Genomic DNA, 21,590 nt, shown 5'->3' with positions numbered 1-21,590 from the left:
GGTTGGGCCGGTTGGGCCGGTTGGGCCGGTTGGGCCGGTTGGGCCGGTTGGGCCGGTTGGGCCGGTTGGGCCGGTTGGGCCGGTTGGGCCGGTTGGGCCGGTTGGGCCGGTTGGGCCGGTTGGGCCGGTTGGGCCGAGACAAGTCTGGGCAGAGCGCCTCCGTCAAGGCCGCACCCGAGGAGCCGCTCCTTGCACGCCCCTCACCTGTCCCCAACGCCAACCTCCACCAGACACCCAAGCCCCCTCACCCCCACACCCTTGGTCCGCACCAACCGCCGCCATATATCCTCCCCCATCACCCGCCGGGAAAAACGGCTGCGCGGCGGGGCGTTCTGTGCCACCCTCGGCCCCAGAGCACCCCGGAGCACCACGCATCCGCAGGCCCCGGTTCAGCATTCAAGGAGTCCCGCCCATGAGCCTGATGAAGACCCTCACCAAAGTTGCCATCGGCTATGCCGCCGCGCGGGGCGTCGACCGGCTCTCGGGCGGCAAGGGCCTCTCGGGGCTCTTCGGCGGCGGGGCGCAGATCAAGGGCCACCACCCCGCCACCCAGGCGGGCAGCCAGATGACCGAGCAGATGCAGGCCGGCGCCACCCAGGCCTCCGCGCCGATGCAATCGCTCCTGGGCAACCTCCGGACCGCGGGCTTCGACCTCTCGGCGATGATGGGCGGCGCCGCGACCGGCGGCGGCCAGGGCAGCGCGCAGGGCAAAGGCAAGGGCCTTCTGACCGCCATGCCGTCCACCGGCTCCGGCGGGCTCGCGGGGATGCTCGCCGCCGCCGGCGGGGCCGCGGCCATGGGCGGCAAGGGCGCGGGCGCGCTCATCGACCAGTTCAACGTCGACAAGACCGCCCCCGACCTCGAGAAAAGCGCGGGCCTCATGCTGCGCGCGATGATCCAGGCCGCCAAGGCCGACGGCCATATCGACGCCGAGGAGAAAGCCAAGATCCTCGAGCTGGTGGGCGACGACGCCACCGAAGAAGACCTGGCCTTCGTCAAGGCCGAGCTCGAGGCGCCGATCGACATCGCGGGCCTGGCCGAGGCGACGCCGGAGAACCAGAAGATGCCGGTCTATTCCGCCTCGCTGATGACCATCCGCGTCGACACCGATGAAGAGGCCGAATACCTCGACCGGCTTGCCAATGCGCTGGGGCTCGACGAGCCCACGGTCAACGCGCTGCACCTGCAGATGGGCAACAAGCCGCTCTACGTCTGATCCGAGGCCCCATGCCGACGAAACACCCGGCCTTCGGGATCGGGCTGGCGGCCTTCGGCGCGCTGGTCCTCTCCCCCGACGCGCTTTTCATGCGGCTCTCGGGCATGGAGGGGCTGCAGATGGTCGCCTGGCGCGGCAGCCTCATGGGCCTTCTGTTCCTGGGAGCCTGGGCGCTGACCAGGCGCGGCGCGCCCAAGGCGCGGGCGGGCGACCTGGCGGCGCTGGCCAGCGGCGCGGGCCTCGCCGTCCTCGGCGCGCAGGTGGCGAGCGTGCTTCTGTTTCCGACCGGCATCGCGCTGGCGCCGGTGGCGATCATGCTGATCGGCGTGGCCACCTCGCCGGTCTGGGCGGCGCTCCTGTCGCGGTATTTCTTCGGCGAGAAGACCGGCCGGGCGACCTGGATCACCATGGCGGTGGTGCTTGTCGGCATCGCCATCGCGGTCAGCGGGCACGGCGATGTGGCGATCTCGCCCCGGGCGCTTCTGGGCGCGCTTTGCGGGGTCGGCGTGGCCTTCATGCTGGCGCTCAACTTCACCATCCTGCGCTTCGTGAGCGAGATCCCGATCCTCTTGGTCATGGGCCTGGGCTCGGGGCTGGCGGGCCTGCTGGCGCTGGTGGTGAGCGGCCCGGCGGGGCTGACCGAGGGCCATGTGCCGGCGATCCTGGTCACGGCGCTCCTGATCCTGCCGGTCTCCTTCTTCGCGCTGTTCCTCGCGCCGCGGCACACGGCGGCGGCCAATGTCAGCCTGTTGATGCTGCTCGAGACGGTGCTCGGGCCGCTCTGGGTCTGGGTCGGCATCGGCGAGGCGCCCACGCCGCGCATGCTGGCGGGCGGCGCGCTGGTGATCGGGGCTCTGGCGATCTACCTCGCGCGCCCGAAGCGCCGCGCGCGGATGTGAGAGGAGCGCGGGCGGGGTGCGACGACGTCGTGGCCGACCGCTCCGCGCATCCGGCTGAGGGCGGCTTGTCGCGTCCGGGCTTAGGGCTCCAGGCTAGGCCCCTGAGAATTTCTGTCTTTGGCACAGTAGCCCAGGCCTAACGGCGCCCCGCCGCGTGCGGCGCGCAATCGCCCCCCAAGCAGCCCCTCGCCTCCAGCCGGAGCCCCTGCCCCGCCGAACCGCCTTTCCCCCGGCGCTCACACAGGATACCGCTGGCCCCGCAAGCATCGGAGATCCCATGGACAATCTGCGCGGCGCCCTTCTGATGATCCTGGCCATGGCGGCCTTCGCGGTGGAGGACGCCTTCATCAAGACCGCCGCGCGGGAGCTGCCGACAGGGCAGATCCTAATCGTGATCGGCGTCGTGGGCGGGCTGTTCTTCGGGCTCCTCGCCAGGCGGCGCGGCATCCGGCTTTTTACCCGCGACCTCCTCGATCCGCCGATCATGGTGCGCAATATTTCCGAGATCCTCGGCACCATCGGTTTCATCACCGCGATCACCACGATCCCGCTGTCGACCGCCTCGGCGGTGGCCCAGGCCATGCCGCTGGTGGTGACCCTGGGCGCGGCGCTGATCTTCGGCGAGCCGGTGGGCTGGCGGCGCTGGTCGGCGATCTTCGCGGGGCTCGCGGGCGTCCTGGTGATCATCCGCCCCGGGCTGCAGGGCTTCGACCCGAACGCGCTCTGGGCGGTGCTGGCGGTGGTGGGCCTCGCGGGGCGCGACCTCTCGGCCCGCGCGGTGCCCGGGCGGGTGCCGCATATGCAACTCGCGGCCTACGGCTTCCTGACGCTGATCCCGACGGGGCTCATTCTGCTGGCGGCCTCGGGCGCGCGGCTGGTCTGGCCGGACCTCCTGCACGCGGGGCTTCTGGCGGGCGCGGTCGGGACCGGGATGATCGCCTATTACGCGATCACCTCGGCCTCGCGGACGGGGGATGTCTCCTTCGTGACGCCCTTCCGCTTCACCCGGATGCTCTTCGCCCTGGCGATCGGCATCGCGATCTTCGGCGAGCGGCCGGACGCGCTGACCTATCTCGGCGCCACGGTGATCGTCGGCGCGGGCATCTACACCTTCCTGCGCGAGCGCCGCCTTGCCCAGCATGGCGCCAAGACCCCCGCCCGGGACGGCGCGGCCGGCGCGCCGGGCGCCGCGGCCCCCGCGGAGGGCCAGGGCAAAGGCCGCACTCCGCGCTGAAGCGCGCATCACCGGCGCGCAGGACACCATGCCGACGTTCACCCGGCGTCGTTACCGCTAACAAATTCCCGCCGAGCCGCGTTTACAGCCCCGCCCGGGCTGGTATAGGTCGATACCGACCGGACATGCCCCAGGCACAGAGGAGGCCTCATCCATGAGCATCATCATCGACATCCATGCCCGCGAGATCATCGACAGCCGCGGCAACCCGACCGTCGAGGTCGACGTGACGCTCGAGGACGGCACCATGGGCCGCGCGGCGGTGCCCTCGGGCGCCTCGACCGGCGCCTATGAGGCGGTCGAGCGCCGCGACGGCGACCAGGCGCGCTACAAGGGCAAGGGCGTCCTCGAGGCGGTCGCCGCGGTCAACGGCGAGATCGCCGAGGAGATCATCGGCATGGAGGTCACCGAGCAGGTCGGCATCGACCGCGCGATGATCGAGCTCGACGGCACCGACAACAAGGGCCGGCTCGGGGCCAACGCCATCCTCGGCGTGTCGCTGGCCGTCGCCAAGGCCGCCGCCGACGATTGCGCCCAGCCGCTCTTCCGCTACGTGGGCGGCACCTCGGCGCGGGTCCTGCCGGTGCCGATGATGAACATCATCAACGGCGGCGAGCACGCCGACAACCCGATCGACATCCAGGAATTCATGATCATGCCGGTCGCCGCGGAGAACATCCGCGAGGCGGTGCGCATGGGCTCCGAGGTCTTCCACACCCTGAAGAAGGAGCTCGCCACGGCGGGCATGTCGACCGGCCTCGGCGACGAGGGCGGCTTTGCCCCCGAGCTGAAGGGCACCCGCGACGCGCTCGATTTCATCCTGAAGTCCATCGAGAAGGCCGGCTACACGCCGGGCGACGACATCTGCCTGGCGCTCGACGCCGCCTCGACGGAATACTTCAAGGACGGCAAATACGAGATGAAGGGCGAGGGCCTCTCGCTCACCCCCGAGGAGAATGTCGACTACCTCGCCAAGCTCTGCGCCGACTACCCGATCATCTCGATCGAGGACGGCTGCTCCGAGGACGACTGGGAAGGCTGGAAGATCCTCACCGAGAAGCTCGGCGCAAAGGTGCAGCTGGTGGGCGACGATCTCTTCGTGACCAACCCCAAGCGGCTCTCGGACGGGATCTCGCGCGGGGTGGCGAACTCCATGCTGGTCAAGGTGAATCAGATCGGCACGCTGACCGAGACCCTGCAGGCGGTCGATATGGCCCATCGCGCGGGCTATACCAACGTCATGTCGCACCGCTCGGGCGAGACCGAGGACGCGACCATCGCCGATCTCGCGGTGGCGACGAACTGCGGCCAGATCAAGACCGGCAGCCTCGCGCGGTCGGACCGGCTGGCGAAATACAACCAGCTGATCCGCATCGAGGAGATGCTCGCCGAGACCGCGGAATACGCGGGGCGGTCGATCCTCAAGGGTTGAGGTTGGTCTGTTAGGCGGACTGCGGGCGCCGCGCCTTGTCAGGCGCGGCGCCCGCAGGCGTTTTGGCCTCGTCCGGGGCCATGCGGCCCCGGCCTCAGGTTGCCTCCGGCGGGAGGTATTTATGGCCCGGTCAAGCCTGGGGGGTGGCGCGCCGGGGGTGAGGGGGCGGCGCGGATGGTAAGGGTAAGCCGGGGACTTTTGGTGGGTGTGTGACTGGCTTCGCGCGGGGCGTGGGGCGCAGTGCTAGCGGGGCCGGCAGCGCCCTACCCGAAGGCTCAGCTGCCGGGGGCGCCGCCGCTTTCCGGCTGGTAGACGCCTTGTTCCTTCAGCGCGTCGACCACTTCTTTCGGCATATAGGTCTCGTCGTGTTTGGCGAGGATCTCCGAGGCTTCGAAGGTGCCGTCCACGTAGCGCCCGGTGCCGACCATGCCCTGGTTCTCCTCAAAGAGGTCGGGCAGCACGCCGGTATAGCTCACCGCCACGCTGGCGCCGCCGTCGGTGACGCGGAAGCGCACCGTCTCGCCCTGGCCGCGCACCAGGCTGCCCTCTTCGACCAGACCGCCGATGCGGAAGACCTCTTCGGGGCCCGGGGGGGCCTCGGTCACCTGGCTCGGCGAGCGGAAGAAGTTGATCCCGTCGCGCATCGCGTAGCCGATCAACACGGTGGCCACCACCAGCGCCGTGGTGGTCAGCGCCAGGATCTGGATGCGGCGGGTCTTCTTGAGCGAGGTCAGGGCCATGGGTCTTCCGGTCTGGGCGTCACGTCCGAGATATAGGCAAAAGCGCCGGGCCCGCCTAGGGGCGGTGCTGCCGCAGGGGCGCGGGCGCGGCACCGGCGCTCTCGAAGCCCGTGCGGACCTGGGCCTCGAGCGCCCGGGCCAGCGACTTGCGGTTGGGATAGGCGTCGACCCGGAGCGGCGGGTGGTAGACCAGCGTCACCGAGCCGTGGCGGCGCCGCGCCAGCATCTGCACCAGGTGGCCGCCGAAGGTCATCTCGCCCCACCAGCCGTAGAGGTCGGCGCGGGCGCCCTCGGGGGCGTGGTAGCAGAGGCTCACCGCCTGCAGCCGCATCTCGTGGCGCAGGCCCTCGGCCAGGAAGGCCTCGAAGAGCGTGGTCTTGAACGGCAGCACGCGGCGGCCGTCGGTCGAGGTGCCCTCGGGGAAGAACAGAAGCCTGTGGCCGTGGCGCAGCCTTGTCTCGAAAAGCCGTGCCTGGCGGGAGGCCTCGCGGCGGTCGCGGGCGATGAAGACCGTGCCGGTAGCGCGCGCCAGCCAGCCGATGCCGGGCCAGCCCGAGACTTCCGCCTTGGAGACGAAATAGAGGTTGGCCTGGGCGTTCAGCACGAAGATGTCGAGCCAGGAGGAATGGTTGGCCACCATGGCGCCGCGCTCTGCGAGCGGGCGGCCGCGGCGGGTGACCTTGAGGCCCAGGATCGCCAGCGACGCGCGGCAGACCCCTTGGGTGATCCAGGGGGTGACCGGGCGGCGGGTGCCGAAAATCGGCGCCTCTATGAGCCGCAGGAAGAGAAGCAGCGCCAGCCCGCCGAAAACCGTGGTGCCCATGGCGAGGCCCCGAAGGGCCACCCGCAGCCAGCCGAGCGGCCCGGGCGGAGCGTCCTGCGGCAGGGGCCGCGCGTCCCAGGGCGTCACGTCCGGCCCTCGGCGTAAAGCGCCCGGCGCTTGGGATCGAGGGCTGCGGTGTCCATGACCAGGCAGATGTCGACGGTGTTGAAGGCGCGGTCGATGAAGGCGCCCTCGCCCACCATGCCGCCGAGCCGCAGGTAGCCCTTGATCAGCGCCGGGGTCTCGCGCACCGCGCGCGGACGGTCGATGCCCGCCTCGGGCAGCAGGTCCATGGGCTGGAACTGGCGCGAGCGCACCCGCAGCCCCTCGGGCGCGAGATGGCGGTAATGCAGGTTCGAGAGCGGCTGGGCCAGGGCCTCGGGGTCGGTGCCATGGAAGCTTGCCACGCCGAAGAGCAGCTCGATCCCGCGCGCCTGGATGTAATCCGCAAGCCCCTGCCAGAGCAGCATGACCCCCGCCCCGCCGCGGTAGTCGCGGTGCAGGCAGGAGCGGCCAAGCTCGAGAAGCCGCCGGCCGGAGGCCCGCAGCGGCGCGAGATCGTATTCGTCCTCGGAATAGAACTGGCCGATCTGCGCGGCGCCCGCCTCGGTCAGGAGACGGTAGACGCCCACGACCGGGGCCTCGGGGCGGGCGTCGTCGAAAAGCAGGAGGTGATCGAAGACAGGGTCGAAGCGGTCGCGCTCGAGCCGCTCGGAATGGTCGACCAGGGCGCCGGTACTGCCCAGTTCCTCGACGAAGACCTCGTAGCGCAGACGCTGGGCGGCGCGGATCTCGGCCTCGGTCTGGGCCAGGGCGACGCGGAAGCGCGGCGCGGTGGTGAGCATGGGCCGGTCCTCCGGGGTCCTCTGGCCCGAGGGATAGGCAGCGCGGGCGGCATTTGCAACTCGGGGCCGGCGGGTCCCGGGGCGCTGCGGGCGGCGGTTAACCTTTCCCTTACCCGGGGGCGCTAGTCTTCGCCGAAGACCGGAAGCAGCGCGACCCGGCGGCCGTCGATCACCACCTTGCCCTCGTCGGGGAAGTTCACGGTGATCCGCCCGCCGATGTTCGACTGCACCTGGCCCCGGCCCCATTCGGGCTTTCCGGGATGTTCCACGAGCATGCCGGGCTCAAGCAGGGCGTTGAGGTCGTTGGACATGGAGGTGCCTCATGGATGAACGGGTGCTGCAGGACAAGGCCCGGGACGGGACGGCGGGCGCCGACCCGCCGGGCCAGGGCGGGCTTGGCCGCGAGGCTAGCGCAGAACTCTGGCCGCTGATAGCCGCGCGGATCTGCCACGACCTGGTCTCGCCGCTGGGCGCGATCGGCAACGGGCTGGAATTGCTGGAACTGGCGGGCGGCGCGGGCCGGGCCGAGGCGGCGCTGATCGCCGAGAGCCAGCGCGCCTGCACCGACCGGGTGGCCTTCTTCCGGGTGGCCTTCGGCGCGGGCGGCGATGCGCGCAGCTTCTCAGGCGAGGAGGCGGGCGCCATGCTGCACCGCTTCGCATTGTCTTCCGGCGCGGCGCGGCCGCATTGGCAGGTATCCGATCCGGTCACCCGGGTTGAGGCGCAGCTTGGCTTCCTGGGCTATCTCTGCCTTGACCGCTGCCTGCCCGCGGGTGGCGCGGTGACGCTGGCCCGCGCCGCGGGACGCTGGCGGCTGAGCACCGAGGCCGCGGAACTGCGCGCCCTACCCGACCTCTGGCGTGCGGCCCGAGGCGGGCCCGCCCCGCCGCTCAGTCCTGCCGAGGTGCAATTTGGCCTGCTGCCCCGCTGCGCCTTGGCGCTGGGGCGCGAGCCGGAGTTGTCCGAAGGCGCGGGCGGGCTGGTGCTGACGGTGTGATGGGGGCGGTGCGATGGGTGCTGGGATTGGTGATGTGGGCGTGGAGGCTAGTGAGGCTCTGGCACCGTCGTCGCGGAGACAGCGCCGAGCCCGGCATCCCTCCCAAGGATGCGTCATGCCCTGGAGGGCTCGAGCCGAGGCGCCTTCCCCGCTCGGGAGGACGTCGGGCCGGTGACTGCGACGCCACCGCCGCCCTGGCGGCTCAAGTCGACACCTCCCTGCCCGTTCAGGCCGACGCTGCTCTGCCCGTTCAGGCCGACGCCGCGCTGCCCGGCTCAGGCCCGCGCCGCCTTACCCGCTCAGGCCCGCGTCGTGCCGTCGCCCTCGACGATATACTTGAAGCTCGTCAGCTGCTCGACGCCCACCGGCCCGCGGGCGTGCATCTTGCCGGTGGCAATCCCGATCTCGGCGCCCATGCCGAACTCGCCGCCGTCGGCGAACTGCGTCGAGGCATTGCGCATCAGGATCGCCGAATCGACGCGGGCGAAGAAGCGCTCCGCCGTGGCGTCGTCCTCGGTCAGGATGCAGTCGGTATGCGCCGAGCTGTAGCGCCGGATATGCGCGATGGCGCCGTCGACATCGGGCACCACCTTGGCGGCGATGATCATGTCGAGGTATTCGCAGCCCCAGTCGGCCTCTTCGGCCGGCTTCACCCCGGGCACCTCGGCGAGCCGCGCATCGCCGCGCACCTCGACGCCCGCGTCGACCAGCGCGCGCAGGACGCCCTGCCCGATGGTGTCGACCACCTCCTCGTGGATCAGCAGGCATTCCGCCGCGCCGCAGATGCCGGTGCGGCGGGTCTTGGCGTTCATCACCACGTCGAGCACCTTCTGCGGGTCGGCGCCCTTGTCGATATAGACATGCACGATGCCCTCGAGATGGGCGAAGACCGGCACCCGCGCCTCGCGCTGCACCAGGCCGACGAGCCCCTTGCCGCCGCGCGGCACGATCACGTCGACATGTTCGGTCATGCCCAGAAGATGGCTCACCGCCGCGCGGTCGCGGGTCGGCACCCGCTGGATCGCCGCCTCGGGCAGGTTTGCCGCGCGCAGTCCCGCGACCAGGCAGCCATGGATCGCCTCGGAGGAATGGAAGCTCTCGGAGCCGCCGCGCAGGATCACCGTGTTGCCCGCCTTGAGGCAGAGCGCCCCGGCGTCGGCGGTCACATTGGGGCGGCTCTCGTAGATCACCCCGATCACGCCCAGGGGCGTGCGCACCCGGCGGATCTTGAGCCCCGTCGGGCGGTCCCATTCGGCCATGGTGGCGCCCACCGGATCGGGCAGCGCGGCGATCTCGCGCAGGGCCTTGGCGATGCCCGCCACGCGGGCCTCGTCCAGCATCAGCCGGTCCATCATCGCGGGGCTGAGCCCCTTTTCGCGCCCGAACGCGAGGTCCTGCGCATTGGCGGCGATGATCGCGCCGGTCTGCGCCTCGATCTCGTCGGCCGCGGCCTCCAGCGCCCGGGTCTTGGCCTCGGGCGCGGCAAAGGCCAGCTCGGCCGCGGCATCCCTGGCCCGCGCGCCGATCTCCTCCATCAGCGTCTCGATCTCGCCCTGGTCCTTCATCGCCTTCCGCCTTTCTTCAGCGCGCCATGCCTAGCACGGATCACAGCGCCATGTCGTCCCTGTGGATCAGCACCGCCCGGCCCGGATAGCCGAGGATCGCCTCGATCTCCTGGCTGCGGTGGCCGCGGATCGCGCGGGCCTCCTCGGCGGTGTAGCGGGTCAGCCCCTGCCCCAGCGCCGCGCCCTCGGGCGTGCGGATCGCCACCGGGTCGCCGCGCCCGAAGGCGCCCTCGACCCGCGCGATGCCCGCCGGCAGCAGCGACCGCCCGGCCCGAAGCGCGGTCACCGCGCCCGCATCCAGCGTGAGCGTGCCGCGCGGCTTCATCGCCGCGATCCAGCGCTTGCGCGCGGTGTGCGGATCGCCCTGCGGGGTGAACCAGGTGGCCGGCGCCCCGTTTTCCAGCGCCGCCAAGGGGTTGAGCCCCGATCCTTCGGTGATCGCCATGGCGCAGCCCGCCGCGGTGGAGGTCTTGCCGGCCATGAGCTTGGTCTTCATCCCGCCTTTCGACAGGCCCGAGCCCGCGTCGCCGGCCATGGCCTCGATCTCGGGGGTGATGGTCTCGATCACCTCGAAGCGCCGGGCCGAAGGGTCCTCGGCGGGGTTGCCGGAATAGAAGCCGTCGACATCCGACAGCAGGATCAGCTGATCGGCGCCCACCGTCACCGCCACCTGGGCGGCCAGCCGGTCGTTGTCGCCGTAGCGGATCTCGTCGGTGGCCACGGTGTCGTTCTCGTTCACGATGGGCACGACGCCATGGGCGAGAAGCGCCTCCATGGTGGCGCGGGAATTGAGGTAGCGCCTCCGGTCGGCGCTGTCCTCGAGCGTGACCAGGATCTGCGCTGTGGTGATGCCATGCGGCGCCAGCCCCTCTTCCCAGGCGCGGGCGAGCCGGATCTGCCCCACCGCCGCGGCCGCCTGGCTTTGCTCGAGCGGCAGTTCGGCGCGCGGCAGCCCGAGGATCCCGCGCCCCAGCGCGATCGAGCCCGAGGAGACCAGCACCACATCGGTGCCCCGGGCGCGCAGCCGGGCGACATCCTCGGCCATGGCGCGCAGCCAGGCGTCGCGGAAGGCCCCCGTCGCCTTGTCGACCAGGAGCGCCGAGCCGATCTTGACGACGACCCGGGCCGCCTCGCTCAGGGCTGCCATCCGCCGCGCTCCTGCTCCTCGTCCTCGCGGTCCTCGCGGCGGCGCAGGGCGCGGGTCTCCTCGACCTCGGCCTTGAGCGCGCGCAAGACCCCGGTCACCCCGTCGCCCGAGATGCCCGACATGGTGAAGACGCGGCACTGCGCGACCTCCTCGAGCTCCTCGCGGAGGAAGGCGCGCTCCTCGTCGTCCATGGCGTCAACCTTGTTGAGGACGGTGATCCGCGGTTTGTCGGCGAGCCCCGCGCCATATTCCTCGATCTCGTTGATGATCGTGCGGTAATCCTCCAACAGCGTGCCCGAGGTGCCGTCGACCAGGTGCAACAGCGCCGCGCAGCGCTCCACGTGGCCGAGGAACAGATCGCCGAGCCCGCGGCCCTCATGCGCGCCCTCGATCAGACCCGGAATGTCGGCCACGACAAATTCCACGTTGTCGACGCCCACCACCCCGAGGTTGGGATGCAGCGTCGTGAAGGGATAATCCGCGATCTTCGGCCGGGCGTTGGAGGTCGCCGCCAGGAAGGTCGACTTGCCGGCGTTCGGCAGGCCCAGGAGGCCGACGTCGGCGATCAGCTTCAGCCGCAGCCAGAGCGTGCGCTCGACCCCGGCCTGGCCGGGATTGGCGCGGCGCGGCGCCTGGTTGGTGGCGCTCTTGAAGTGGATGTTGCCCCAGCCGCCGTTGCCGCCGCGCGCGAGCTGCACGCGCTGGCCCAGCTCGGCCAGGTCGGCGATCACCGTCTCCTGGTCCTCGTCGAGGATCTCGGTGCCAACCGGCACCCGCAGGACGATGTCGCCGCCGTCGCGCCCGGTGCGCTGGCGGCCCATGCCCTGTTTGCCGTTCTCGGCGAAGTAATGCTGCTGGTAGCGGAAATCGATCAGCGTGTTCAGCCCGTCGACGGCCTCGGCCCAGACCGAGCCGCCCGAACCGCCGTCGCCGCCATCCGGCCCGCCGTATTCGATATACTTCTCGCGCCGGAAGCTCGCCGCCCCCGCGCCGCCGGAGCCGGAGCGGATGTAGACCTTGCAGAGGTCGAGGAATTTCATCGGGGCGCCCCTTGAGTGATGCGTCAGAGGCGATACTGGACAACGCCCGGTCCCTCAAGTCCCGGGCGCGTCCCTGCCTCTCAGTCGAGTTTTTTCAGATAGGTCCAGGTCGGCACCGTGGCCTGCCGCGCGATGCAGAAGACCTCGGCGTCGCCGATGTAGTCGAAGCCGCAGTTCACCAGCACCCGCGCCGAGGCGACATTGTCCTGGAAGACCGTGGCGAACATCGTGGCGTTCTGCATCGGGTTGGCCTCGACCAGCGCCTGCACGGCGTCCGAGGCCAGCCCGGTGTTCCAGAAGGCCGGCGCCACCCAGTAGCCGATCTCGGACTGGTTGCGGTCCATGCGCTTCAGCGCGATCACGCCCATCAGCTCGGGCGCATCCATGCGCTGGCCGTCGATGGCCCAGATGTCCTCGGTCCGGTCGGGGGCCTGGGCGCGGGCGATATAGGCCTCGGCGGCGCCCGGCGGATAGGGATGCGGGATCGCCCCGGTCATGCAGGCCACGCGCTTGTCCCCGGCGTAAAGCTCGATCAGGCCCTGATCCGAGCGGCGCAGCGGGCGCAGCTGGAACCGGTCCGTGTCGATGACGGGCTGGGCGAGGGTCTGGTCGAGGCTCATCGGGTTACTCCTCCGGGGGTCGGCGCCGCTCCTCCACGGCTACCGGGATGCCTTAGTATCTGGGTGCGGACGGGGCACATGTCATCGCCCTATCCGGGAAAAATGTCTTAACGCGTCCCGTCAGGTACCTGATCCGGAACGAAAAAGGGGACCGGCGGTATCGCCGATCCCCCTGCTTTTCGCTGCATGCCGGGTCGGCTTACTCAGCGGCCTCCGCCTTGGGAAGCACGGATACGAAGGTGCGGCCCTTAAACCCCTTGCGGAAGTTCACGGCGCCCTCGGTGGTCGCAAAGAGGGTGTGGTCCTTGCCGATGCTCACGCCCGCGCCGGGATAGAACTTCGTGCCGCGCTGGCGGACGATGATGTTGCCCGGGATGGCGCTCTGGCCGCCGTACAGCTTCACGCCGAGGCGACGACCGGCAGAGTCGCGACCGTTGCGGGAGGAACCGCCTGCTTTTTTGTGTGCCATTGGTAAATCTCCTTGATCTTGCCGGCTCTTACGAGCGCGCCTTGGCCTCTTCGACCCACTCCGGCTTCACCTTCACCGCGTCGAAGCTGTCGACGTCGAGGGTGGCGAGCTGGGCGAAGGTCAGGATGCCCGCTTCGTTCAGTTTCTTCTCGGCCGCGGGGCCGATGCCGTTGATCTCTTTCAGGTCGTCCTTCGCGCCTTCGGCGACGGCGGCCTTGGGCGCGGATTTCTCCTGCGCCGCGTCGTTCTTCACGCGGGCCTTCATGTCGGCCTGCTCGGCACGGTTGGCGGTGTAGCGGCTTTCGCCTTCGCCGCGCGGCAGGACGCCGGCGCCGACCGCGGCCTTCACGCCCGACTTGTCCGCGCCCGAGGCGAGGATGTCGGTCACGCGGATCATCGTCAGCTGCTGACGGTGGCCCTTGGTGCGCTTCGACGAATGCTTCCGGCGGCGCTTCACGAAGTGGATGACCTTGTCACCCTTGATCTGGTCGACGATCTCGGCCTGCACGGCCGCGCCATCGACGAAGGGGGCGCCGACCGTCAGGTCATCGCCGCCCAGCATGAGAATCTCGTTGAACTGGACCTTGTCGCCAGCATCGGCCGCGAGCTTTTCGATCCGCAGGGTGTCGCCTGCCTGGACCTTGTACTGCTTGCCGCCGGTCTTCATCACCGCGAACATACGCGTCTTCCTTGTCTTCTACCGCGTTCTTCGGCCCCGGGAGCACTCCCGGTCGTTCTGGGGTCGGACCCCGCCTCGAACAGCGCGCCCTTGCGGGCGTCGTTGGGTTCAAAAACGACAATCGGGGCCGTGGCCCCGTTGTCAGAGCCCCGCGTATGCCGCCCTCGGCCCTGCATGTCAAGCGCCGCAGGGGCCTTGCCGGGGCTTTTTCGCCCGCGCGCGGGGGGCGGCCTCGCGGGGCCCCGCGGGCCTCAGAGGTCGGTGCCCGCCATCTGCCCTGCCGCGGCCAGTCCCATCGCATAGGAGATGTCGTTGTACATCTGGTTGAAGCCCGAGAAGAGCGCGCGGTTCAACGCCCCGCCCTCGGGGCTTTCGGACATCTCCACATAGGCGCCCAGCTCCTCGGAGCTGAGCGGGCCATAGGCCATGAGCAGGTAGCCGTGCACCCATTCCACCGTGTCGGCGCGGGTCTCTTCCTCCTGCCCCCAGATGTCGGACAGCATCTCGGCCTCGCCCATCTCCAGCGCGCCGCCGTCGGCCAGCCCCTCGTAGAAGGCGAAGGAGGCATTGAGCGCGCCCGAGACGTTCTGCTCCACCAGGTCGTTGACCTCGATGAAGCGCGCGACCTGCGCGAGCCGCGCATCCTCGGTCCCGGCCAGCTCGGCGTAGCGGTCGCGGGCGGCCTCCTCGACCTCGCTGTCGAGCATGGCGCGGCGGGCCTCGATCTCGAGGGTCACCACCTCCTGCCCGAGGTCCGAGGAGAAGAAGTCGATCAGGGGCTCGATCTCCTCCGCCGTCAGCTCTTCGTCGAAGCCCGCGCGCACCGCGGCGCGCATGGTGCCCATGTCGTAGATCCGGTCGACCGCCTGGTCCCAGCCGCGGGTCGGCCCGCCGAACATCTCCTGCGCAAGCGTGTCGCCGTAGTCGAGCCCCTCGGCGCGCATGACCGTCAGCGTCTCCTCGATGCGCAGCGCCTCGAGAAGGTCGTCGACCGGCGCGGCGGCCAGCGGGCCGGCCAGCGGAAGGGTCAGAAGCGCGAGGGCCGCGGGGGCGAAGGCGCGTTGGCTCATGGGGCTGTCCTTGTCATGCTGTCCTTCACAGATACGGCGCGCGGGGGCGTTTTCCAAGAACCCGCAGGGGGCGGTGAAATTTTCCGCATCGCCCGGGTTGCACACCCCCGCAGCCTTCGTTACATCGCCGCCTCACAGACCCCCGCGGAGAGGTGCCGGAGTGGTCGAACGGGGCGGTCTCGAAAACCGTTGACCCTTCACGGGGTCCGAGGGTTCGAATCCCTCTCTCTCCGCCACTATCCCCCCAGACAGACCACATCCCATCCCCGGCTTTCCGCCGAGGGCCTTGGCCCTATGTGCCCGGCCCGGGCCCCGCCTCGGGCGGAGCGGCGGCATTTTTCACCGCCGCACTTCTTGACATCTGTCAAAAAACTCCGATTTCGCCTGCCATGGACCCGCGCCGACACAGAACCCGGCTGCGCCTGCAGGCCGCCCTGCGCGCGCTTCTGGCCGAGAAGCCGCTTTCGGCGATCTCGGTCGAGGCGCTGGCGCGCCGCGCCGGGACGACCCGCCAGAGCTTCTACAGCCATTACGGCGACCTGGCCTCGATGCTGGGCGACTACCTCGACGGGCTCCTGGCCGAGATCGAGCGCCGCAACCTCGAAATGTTCGGCGAGGGCGGCGATTGCCCCAGCTACGACGACCACCTGCGCAAGTTCACCCGGCTCTTCGGCGACCTCGACCGCGACGACCCGCGGCTGCATGCGCTCTTCGACGGGGTGCCGGGGCTCGCGCCCGAGGACCGCTTCGCCGAGCTGATCGAGACCTTGATGGGCCGGCTGCCCGCGGGCCCCGGCGTGCCCGACCCGCAGCTCCGCCGCATCGCCGCCCGCTTCTACACCGGCGCCTTCGTCGCCGTCTTGCGCGACTGGCTCCGCGCCCGGGAGCCGATCCCGCCGCGCGAGCTGGCCGCCGCCTTCACATCGCTGGCCTTCGGCGGCTGGCCCGACGCCCCTCAGAGTGGACCCTGACCCATGTTGCATCGCCCCCTCCTCCGCCGGCTCCTGCCCCTTCTGCCCGCGCTTTTCCTGGGCGCCGGCGCGCTCCAGGCCCAGACCCCCGAGGCCCCGCCGGTCCGGCCCGCCAAGATCATGACGCTCGAGGCCGATGCCGCCGCCATCTCGCGCGAGTTCTTCGGCCGCGTCGCCGCCAAGGAGACGGTCGAGCTGGCCTTCCAGGTCAGCGGCCAGATCGCCCGGCTGCCGGTCACCGAGGGCGAGACCTATGACGCGGGCACCCTGCTGGCAGAGCTCGACCTGGAGCCGCTGGAGCGCAACGTGCGCCAGGCCGAGGTGCAGCTCAACAAGGCCCAGCGCGACCTCGACCGGCTCGAGAACCTCTCGAGCGCGACGGTCTCGGCGGTGCAGATCGAGGACGCCCGCACCCAGCGCGACCTGGCGCAGATCTCGCTGGAGAACGCCCAGAACAGCCTCGACGACGCGAGCCTGCATGCGCCTTTCGACGCGCTGATCGTGCGGCGGCTGGCGGCGGAGTTCGGCACCGTCTCGGCGGGCCAGCCGGTGCTGCGGGTCTCGGACATGTCCGAGATCCGGGTCGACATCGACGTGCCCGAGGTGCTCTTCCGCCGCGCCCAGGACACCGACAGCGTCGAGTTCCGGGCCAGCCTGCCCGGCCGCGACGAAAGCTTCGCGCTGATCCCGCGCGAGTTCGAGGCCGAGACCGCCGACGTCGGCCAGACCTACCGCACCACGCTGGCCTTCGCCGAGGACCCGGGCGACTACGTGCTGCCCGGCTCCTCGGTCACGGTCACCGCCGAGGCGCGCTATGCCGGGCGCAGCCAGATCGTCGTGCCCGCCACCGCGCTGGTCTACCAGCCCGACCGCAGCCCGACGGTCATGGTCTTCACCCCCTCCGAGGAGGACGCCGACCGCGGCACCGTGCGCCAGACCCCGGTGGAGATCGAGATCCGCGACGACGGCCAGGTGGTCCTGACCGAGGGCCCCGAGGCGGGCACCGAGATCGTCATGGCCGGGGCCTCGATGCTGACCGACGGCCAGCGCGTCCGCCGCTTCACCGGCATCGGGGAGTAAGCCCATGTCCATCGCACGCGCCGCCATCGACCGGTCGCTCCTGACCTGGATGCTGATGATCGGCTGCCTTCTGGGCGGCCTCTGGGGCTTTGCCACCATGGGCCGGCTCGAGGATCCGGCCTTCACCATCAAATCCGCCGTGGTCTTCACCGAATACCCCGGCGCCTCGGCCGAACAGGTCGCCACCGAGGTCAGCGAACCGCTGGAATCGGCGATCCAGCAGATGGCCGAGATCGACTTCATCACCTCGTCCAACAAGCCCGGGGTCAGCCGGATCACGGTGCAGATCGAATCGACCTACGACGGCACCGAGCTGCCGCAGATCTGGGACAAGCTGCGCAAACGGGTCGAGGACGCCCAGCCGCAGCTCCCGGGCGGCGCGGGCCCGAGCCGGGTCAACGACAACTTCGGCGACGTCTACGGCATCTTCTACGGGGTCACCGCGCCGGGCTTCACCGACGCCGAGATCCACGACCTGGGCGATTACCTCCGCCGCGAGCTTCTGACCGTGGAGGGCGTGGCCGACGTGGCGCTTGCGGGCCTGCCCGAGGAACGCATCTTCGTGGAGCCCAACAAGGCGCTGATCACCAACCTCGGGCTGCCGCCCGGGGCCATCGCCCAGGCCATCTCGAACTCCAACGCGGTCTCGGACGCGGGCTCGGTCACGCAGTCCGGCCAGGAGGTGCGCATCGACGCCCCCGAAGGCTCGGGCACCGTCGACGACATCCGCAGCTTGACCATCGGGGTCAACGGCGAGGTGGTCGAGATCACCGACTTCGCGCGGGTCTACCGCGACCGGGTGGCCGAACCCTCGACGGTGATCCGCTTCAACGGCACCGAGGCCTTCACCCTGGGCGTCTCGGGCAAGGAGGGCGAGAACATCGTCGACGTGGGCCGCGCGGTCGACGCCAAGCTCGACGCGCTGGAGCCCGACATCCCGCTGGGCGTCAGCCTGCACCCAATCTATCAGCAGCACGTTGTGGTGGACGAAGCCTCGACGAGCTTCCTTCTCAACCTCGCGCTTTCGGTGTCGATCGTGGTGGTGGTGCTGGCGCTCTTCATGGGCTGGCGCGCCGCGGTCGTGGTGGGCAGCACGCTCCTGCTGACCGTCGTCGGCACGCTGTTCTTCATGGCCCTGGCCGATCTGCAGATGCAGCGGATCTCGCTCGGGGCGCTGATCATCGCCATGGGCATGCTGGTCGACAACGCCATCGTGGTTGCCGAGGGCATGCAGGGCGACATGGACCAGGGCAAATCCTCGCGCGAGGCGGCCTCGGATGTCGCGGGCAAGACGCAGATCCCGCTGCTGGGGGCGACCGTGATCGGCATCATGGCCTTCGCGGGCATCGGCCTCTCGCCCGATGCAACGGGGGAGTTCCTCTTCTCGCTCTTCGCGGTGATCGGGATCTCGCTTCTCTTGTCCTGGGTGCTGGCGATCACCGCCACGCCGCTCATGGCGCATTACGTCTTCAAGCGCGGTTCGGGCGAAGGTGGAGATCCCTACGGCGGGCCGATCTTCCGGGCCTATGGCGCGGTCCTGCGCGGCGCGCTGCGGGTGCGCTGGTTGGTCATCGCGGGCCTCGTGGCGCTGACCGTGGTCTGCTACTGGGGCTTCGGCCAGGTGAAGCAGCAGTTCTTCCCCGACAGCAACACGCCGATCTTCTACGTCCATTACAAGCTGCCGCAGGGCGCCAGCATCAACCAGACCGCCGCCGACATGGAGGTGCTCGAGGGCTGGCTCGATGAGCGCGAGGACGTGGTCTCGGTCGCGACCTTCGTGGGCGGCGGGGCGACGCGCTTCATGCTGACCTACGCGCCCGAGGAATCGCTGCCGACCTACGGCCATCTGGTGATCCGCACCGAGGCGCTCGAGGACATCCCGCCCCTGCGCGACGCGCTCGAGGACTTCGGCCGGAGCGCCCTGCCCCAGGGCGAGTTCCGCACCGAGCGGCTGGCCTTCGGCCCCGGAGGCGGCGCGCCCATCGCGGTGCGCTTCTCGGGCGCCGACGCCAATGTCCTGCGCGAGCTGGCCGCCGAGGCCAGCGACCGGATGCGCGCGGCCACGGACCAGGTCCAGGACCTGCGCACCGACTGGCGCGAGCGCGAGCTGGTGCTGCGCCCAGCCTATGCCGAGGCCCGCGCCCAGACCGCCGGGGTCGCCCGCGAGGATCTGGCCACGGCCTTCCTCACCGCGACCGACGGCGCCCGCGCGGGCGTCTACCGCGAGGAGGACCGGCTGATCCCGATCCTGGTGCGGATGCCCGGCGGCTCGGAGACCGGCGCCGAGCACCTGATCGACCAGGTGGTCTATTCGGAGGCCGCGCAGAGCTTCATCCCGGTCGAGCAGATCATCGACGGCTTCGACCACGGCGTCGAGGACACGCTGATCCAGCGCCGCAACCGGGTGCCCACGATCACCGTGGAGGCCGGCGTGCCCGCGGGCGTCAATGCCTCGGCGGTCTTCACCGAGATCCGCCCGGAGATCGAGGCCATGGAGCTGCCCGACGGCTACGCCATGGAATGGGGCGGCGAGTTCGAAAGCTCGAGCGAGGCGCAGGAGAGCCTCGGCCAGCAGCTGCCCCTGTCGCTGATCATCATGGTGGTGATCTCGATCCTGCTCTTCGGACGTCTGCGCCAGCCGCTGATCATCTGGCTCCTGGTGCCGATGGCGGTGAACGGCGTGGCGATCGGGCTTCTGGGGACCGGGCTGCCCTTCTCCTTCACGGCGCTTCTGGGGCTCCTGTCGCTCTCGGGGATGCTGATCAAGAACGGCATCGTCCTGGTCGAGGAGATCGACCTCACCCGCGCCGAGGGCGTGCCCTTCCGCGAGGCCATCGTGCGCGCCTCGACCTCGCGTCTGCGCCCGGTGGTGCTGGCGGCGGGCACGACGATCCTGGGGATGATCCCGCTCCTTTGGGACGCCTTCTTCGCCTCCATGGCGGTGACCATCATGGGCGGGCTCGGCTTCGCCTCGGTGCTGACGCTGATCGCGGCGCCGGTGGTCTATTCGCTGATGTTCCCCAAGGCCGACCGCGCGGCCCGGGCCTGAACCTCCGGCGGGCGCCCTCAAGAGCGGGGCGCCCGCCGACCCGTTTTCCTCTCTTGCGCGGCTCCGGGGCCCGCCCGGGAACGCGCGCCGGAAATTATGCAAGGTTGCGCGGCGGGCCACCCGGCCCGCCCCGCACCCTGAATTTCACCGCAAAACCCGCTTCTCCCCTTGCCTCTCCGTCCGCGCGAGGCATAGTCTGACGCTGCAGCGTTTTCGGGAGGCGGGAAATTTTGCAAGGCATCGCAGAGGCCATATCCCTCGCGCTGGAGCTAGTGCTGCGCGGCGATGCCGACCTTCTCGAGATCGTCGCCCTCTCGCTGCGCGTCTCGCTCACCGCGACGCTCACCGCCTGCCTGATCGGCCTGCCGCTCGGTGCGCTCCTGGCCGTGGCGCGCTTTCCGGGCCGCCAGGCCGCCATCGTGGTGGTCAATGCGCTCATGGGGCTGCCGCCGGTGGTGGTGGGGCTCCTGGTCTACCTGCACCTCTCGCGCGCCGGGCCGCTGGGCTTCCTGGGCCTCCTTTACACGCCAAGCGCCATGATCATCGCCCAGACCATCCTGATCGCCCCGATCGTGACCGCGCTGTCGCGGCAGGTGCTCGAGGATCTGCACGGCGAATACGCCGAGCAGTTCCGCTCGCTCTGCCTCAGCCGCAGCCAGATGGTCGGCGCGCTTCTCTGGGACGGGCGGTTCTCGCTGATGACCGTGGCGCTGGCGGGCTTCGGCCGCGCCGTGGCCGAGGTCGGCGCGGTGATCGTCGTGGGCGGCAATATCGACCATCTCACCCGGGTGATGACCACCGCCATCGCGCTCGAGACCTCGCGCGGGGACCTGGCGCTGGCGCTGGCGCTCGGCATGGTGCTCCTGGTCATCGCGCTCGGGGTCAATGCCGCCGTCCAGGGGGTCCGCATCAACGCCGCGAGGCACGCCCATGTCTGACGCCGCCATCCTGCCCTTCGAGCGCGCCGAACCCAGCGCGACCCTGCCCCGGCCGATCTTTCCGCTCGCGGTGCGCGGGCTGGCGCTCAGCTACGGCGCGACGCAGGTGCTGGCGGGGGTGGACCTCGATCTGGGCGCCCGCGGCTGCACCGTGGTCATGGGACCGAACGGTGCGGGCAAGAGCCTGCTCCTGAAGCTCCTGCACGGTCTCATCGCGCCCAGCGGCGGGGTGATCGACTGGGCCGGGCAAAGCCCCGCCGAGGTCACCCGCCGCCAGGCGCTGGTCTTCCAGCGCCCGGTGCTGCTGCGCCGCTCGGTCGGGGCCAATATCGACTTCGTGCTGAAGGCGCGCGGGTTGCCCCGGGCGACGGTGCGCGAACGCCGCACGGCGCTTCTGGCCCATGTCGGGCTGGCCGAGAAGACCGACCTGCCCGCCCGGCGTCTCTCGGGCGGCGAGGCGCAGCGGCTGGCGCTGGCCCGCGCGCTCGCCACCGAGCCCGAGGTGCTGTTTCTCGACGAGCCGACCGCCAGCCTCGACCCGGCCTCGGCGCTGGCCATCGAAGAGATCGTGACCCGCGCCCGCGACCTCGGCACCCGGGTGATCTTCGTCACCCATGACGTCGGCCAGGCCCGGCGCCTGGCCGATGACGTGGTCTTCCTGCACCGCGGCCGCGTCGCCGAGCACCGTCCCGCCGAGGCCTTCTTCGCCGCGCCCCGCTCCGAGGCCGCCGCCGGCTACCTCGCCGGCCGCATCGTCGTCTGACCACCCGCTTCCG

The 21,590-nt window shown here is 70.5% G+C and carries 21 protein-coding genes and 1 tRNA gene; 11 read left to right on the top strand and 11 right to left on the bottom strand.

Annotation, left to right across the window (positions count from 1 at the left end):
* The first annotated feature begins 412 nt into the window (after positions 1–412).
* From ACX938_RS14850 to eno, 4 genes are all read left to right on the top strand, one after another.
* Entirely contained in the window at positions 413–1,216 is an 804-nt protein-coding gene (locus ACX938_RS14850) for a DUF533 domain-containing protein (RefSeq protein WP_459431644.1), read from the top strand.
* An 11-nt stretch (positions 1,217–1,227) separates the two neighbouring features.
* Positions 1,228–2,115, top strand: a complete 888-nt coding sequence (locus tag ACX938_RS14845; RefSeq protein WP_459431643.1) for a DMT family transporter — start codon at positions 1,228–1,230, stop codon at positions 2,113–2,115.
* Positions 2,116–2,392: 277 nt separating this feature from the next.
* Positions 2,393–3,349, top strand: coding sequence for a DMT family transporter (locus tag ACX938_RS14840; protein ID WP_459431642.1), 957 nt, complete (start codon positions 2,393–2,395; stop codon positions 3,347–3,349).
* 154 nt (positions 3,350–3,503) lie between these two features.
* Positions 3,504–4,781 carry a phosphopyruvate hydratase gene (gene eno / locus ACX938_RS14835; protein WP_459431641.1) on the top strand — a complete coding sequence of 426 codons (1,278 nt, stop codon included), beginning with the start codon at positions 3,504–3,506 and terminating at the stop codon, positions 4,779–4,781.
* A gap of 275 nt (positions 4,782–5,056) precedes the next feature.
* On the opposite strand, the gene ccmE is transcribed toward eno, so the two are convergent.
* The 4 genes from ccmE to ACX938_RS14815 all read right to left on the bottom strand — a co-directional run bounded on the left by ccmE (position 5,057) and on the right by ACX938_RS14815 (position 7,500).
* The gene (ccmE, locus tag ACX938_RS14830) at positions 5,057–5,515 is read right to left on the bottom strand and encodes a cytochrome c maturation protein CcmE (RefSeq protein ID WP_459431645.1); all 459 of its coding nucleotides are present in this window, start codon (positions 5,513–5,515) and stop codon (positions 5,057–5,059) included.
* A 61-nt stretch (positions 5,516–5,576) separates the two neighbouring features.
* A complete protein-coding gene (olsA, locus tag ACX938_RS14825; RefSeq protein ID WP_459431640.1) occupies positions 5,577–6,431 on the bottom strand; it encodes a lyso-ornithine lipid O-acyltransferase in 855 nt (284 codons plus the stop codon).
* Positions 6,428–7,189: an L-ornithine N(alpha)-acyltransferase gene (gene olsB / locus ACX938_RS14820; protein ID WP_459431639.1), complete on the bottom strand. Its 762-nt coding sequence runs from the start codon at positions 7,187–7,189 to the stop codon at positions 6,428–6,430. The genes olsA and olsB overlap by 4 nt, the downstream gene beginning before the upstream one ends.
* 122 nt (positions 7,190–7,311) lie before the next feature.
* A complete protein-coding gene (locus ACX938_RS14815; protein ID WP_232754722.1) occupies positions 7,312–7,500 on the bottom strand; it encodes a DUF3553 domain-containing protein in 189 nt (62 codons plus the stop codon).
* Between the two features lie 11 nt (positions 7,501–7,511).
* Between ACX938_RS14815 and ACX938_RS14810 the strand changes: the two genes are divergently transcribed.
* Entirely contained in the window at positions 7,512–8,186 is a 675-nt protein-coding gene (locus ACX938_RS14810) for a histidine phosphotransferase family protein (RefSeq protein ID WP_459431638.1), read from the top strand.
* Between the two features lie 299 nt (positions 8,187–8,485).
* On the opposite strand, the gene ACX938_RS14805 is transcribed toward ACX938_RS14810, so the two are convergent.
* The 7 genes from ACX938_RS14805 to ACX938_RS14775 form a co-directional block, all read right to left on the bottom strand.
* On the bottom strand, positions 8,486–9,751 hold the full coding sequence (locus ACX938_RS14805) for a glutamate-5-semialdehyde dehydrogenase (RefSeq protein WP_459431637.1): 1,266 nt from the start codon (positions 9,749–9,751) through the stop codon (positions 8,486–8,488).
* A 40-nt stretch (positions 9,752–9,791) separates the two neighbouring features.
* Positions 9,792–10,898, bottom strand: coding sequence for a glutamate 5-kinase (gene proB, locus ACX938_RS14800; protein ID WP_459431636.1), 1,107 nt, complete (start codon positions 10,896–10,898; stop codon positions 9,792–9,794).
* A complete protein-coding gene (gene obgE / locus ACX938_RS14795) occupies positions 10,886–11,938 on the bottom strand; it encodes a GTPase ObgE (RefSeq protein WP_459431635.1) in 1,053 nt (350 codons plus the stop codon). The genes proB and obgE overlap by 13 nt, the downstream gene beginning before the upstream one ends.
* An 80-nt stretch (positions 11,939–12,018) precedes the next feature.
* A complete protein-coding gene (locus ACX938_RS14790) occupies positions 12,019–12,558 on the bottom strand; it encodes a GNAT family N-acetyltransferase (RefSeq protein WP_232754727.1) in 540 nt (179 codons plus the stop codon).
* A gap of 199 nt (positions 12,559–12,757) precedes the next feature.
* A complete protein-coding gene (rpmA, locus tag ACX938_RS14785; RefSeq protein ID WP_232754728.1) occupies positions 12,758–13,027 on the bottom strand; it encodes a 50S ribosomal protein L27 in 270 nt (89 codons plus the stop codon).
* Between the two features lie 28 nt (positions 13,028–13,055).
* Positions 13,056–13,706 carry a 50S ribosomal protein L21 gene (locus tag ACX938_RS14780; protein WP_232754729.1) on the bottom strand — a complete coding sequence of 217 codons (651 nt, stop codon included), beginning with the start codon at positions 13,704–13,706 and terminating at the stop codon, positions 13,056–13,058.
* Between the two features lie 251 nt (positions 13,707–13,957).
* On the bottom strand, positions 13,958–14,776 hold the full coding sequence (locus ACX938_RS14775) for a DUF2059 domain-containing protein (RefSeq protein WP_459431634.1): 819 nt from the start codon (positions 14,774–14,776) through the stop codon (positions 13,958–13,960).
* Between the two features lie 146 nt (positions 14,777–14,922).
* Between ACX938_RS14775 and ACX938_RS14770 the strand changes: the two genes are divergently transcribed.
* The 6 genes from ACX938_RS14770 to ACX938_RS14745 all read left to right on the top strand — a co-directional run bounded on the left by ACX938_RS14770 (position 14,923) and on the right by ACX938_RS14745 (position 21,577).
* Positions 14,923–15,012, top strand: a tRNA-Ser gene (locus ACX938_RS14770).
* 153 nt (positions 15,013–15,165) lie between these two features.
* Positions 15,166–15,747 (top strand): TetR/AcrR family transcriptional regulator, encoded by a 582-nt coding sequence (locus ACX938_RS14765; RefSeq protein WP_459431633.1) that lies wholly within the window; start codon positions 15,166–15,168, stop codon positions 15,745–15,747.
* A gap of 3 nt (positions 15,748–15,750) precedes the next feature.
* Positions 15,751–16,827, top strand: a complete 1,077-nt coding sequence (locus ACX938_RS14760; RefSeq protein ID WP_459431632.1) for an efflux RND transporter periplasmic adaptor subunit — start codon at positions 15,751–15,753, stop codon at positions 16,825–16,827.
* A 4-nt stretch (positions 16,828–16,831) separates the two neighbouring features.
* The gene (locus ACX938_RS14755; protein WP_459431631.1) at positions 16,832–19,876 is read left to right on the top strand and encodes an efflux RND transporter permease subunit; all 3,045 of its coding nucleotides are present in this window, start codon (positions 16,832–16,834) and stop codon (positions 19,874–19,876) included.
* Positions 19,877–20,106: 230 nt separating this feature from the next.
* The gene (locus tag ACX938_RS14750; protein ID WP_459431630.1) at positions 20,107–20,814 is read left to right on the top strand and encodes an ABC transporter permease; all 708 of its coding nucleotides are present in this window, start codon (positions 20,107–20,109) and stop codon (positions 20,812–20,814) included.
* On the top strand, positions 20,807–21,577 hold the full coding sequence (locus tag ACX938_RS14745) for an ATP-binding cassette domain-containing protein (RefSeq protein ID WP_459431629.1): 771 nt from the start codon (positions 20,807–20,809) through the stop codon (positions 21,575–21,577). Before ACX938_RS14750 ends, ACX938_RS14745 begins: the two co-directional genes overlap by 8 nt.
* The last annotated feature ends 13 nt before the right edge of the window (positions 21,578–21,590 follow it).

Source organism: Roseivivax sp. (assembly GCF_054552075.1).
Note: the sequence above shows the minus strand (reverse complement) of the source record. Positions and strands in the feature narration are given on the sequence as shown.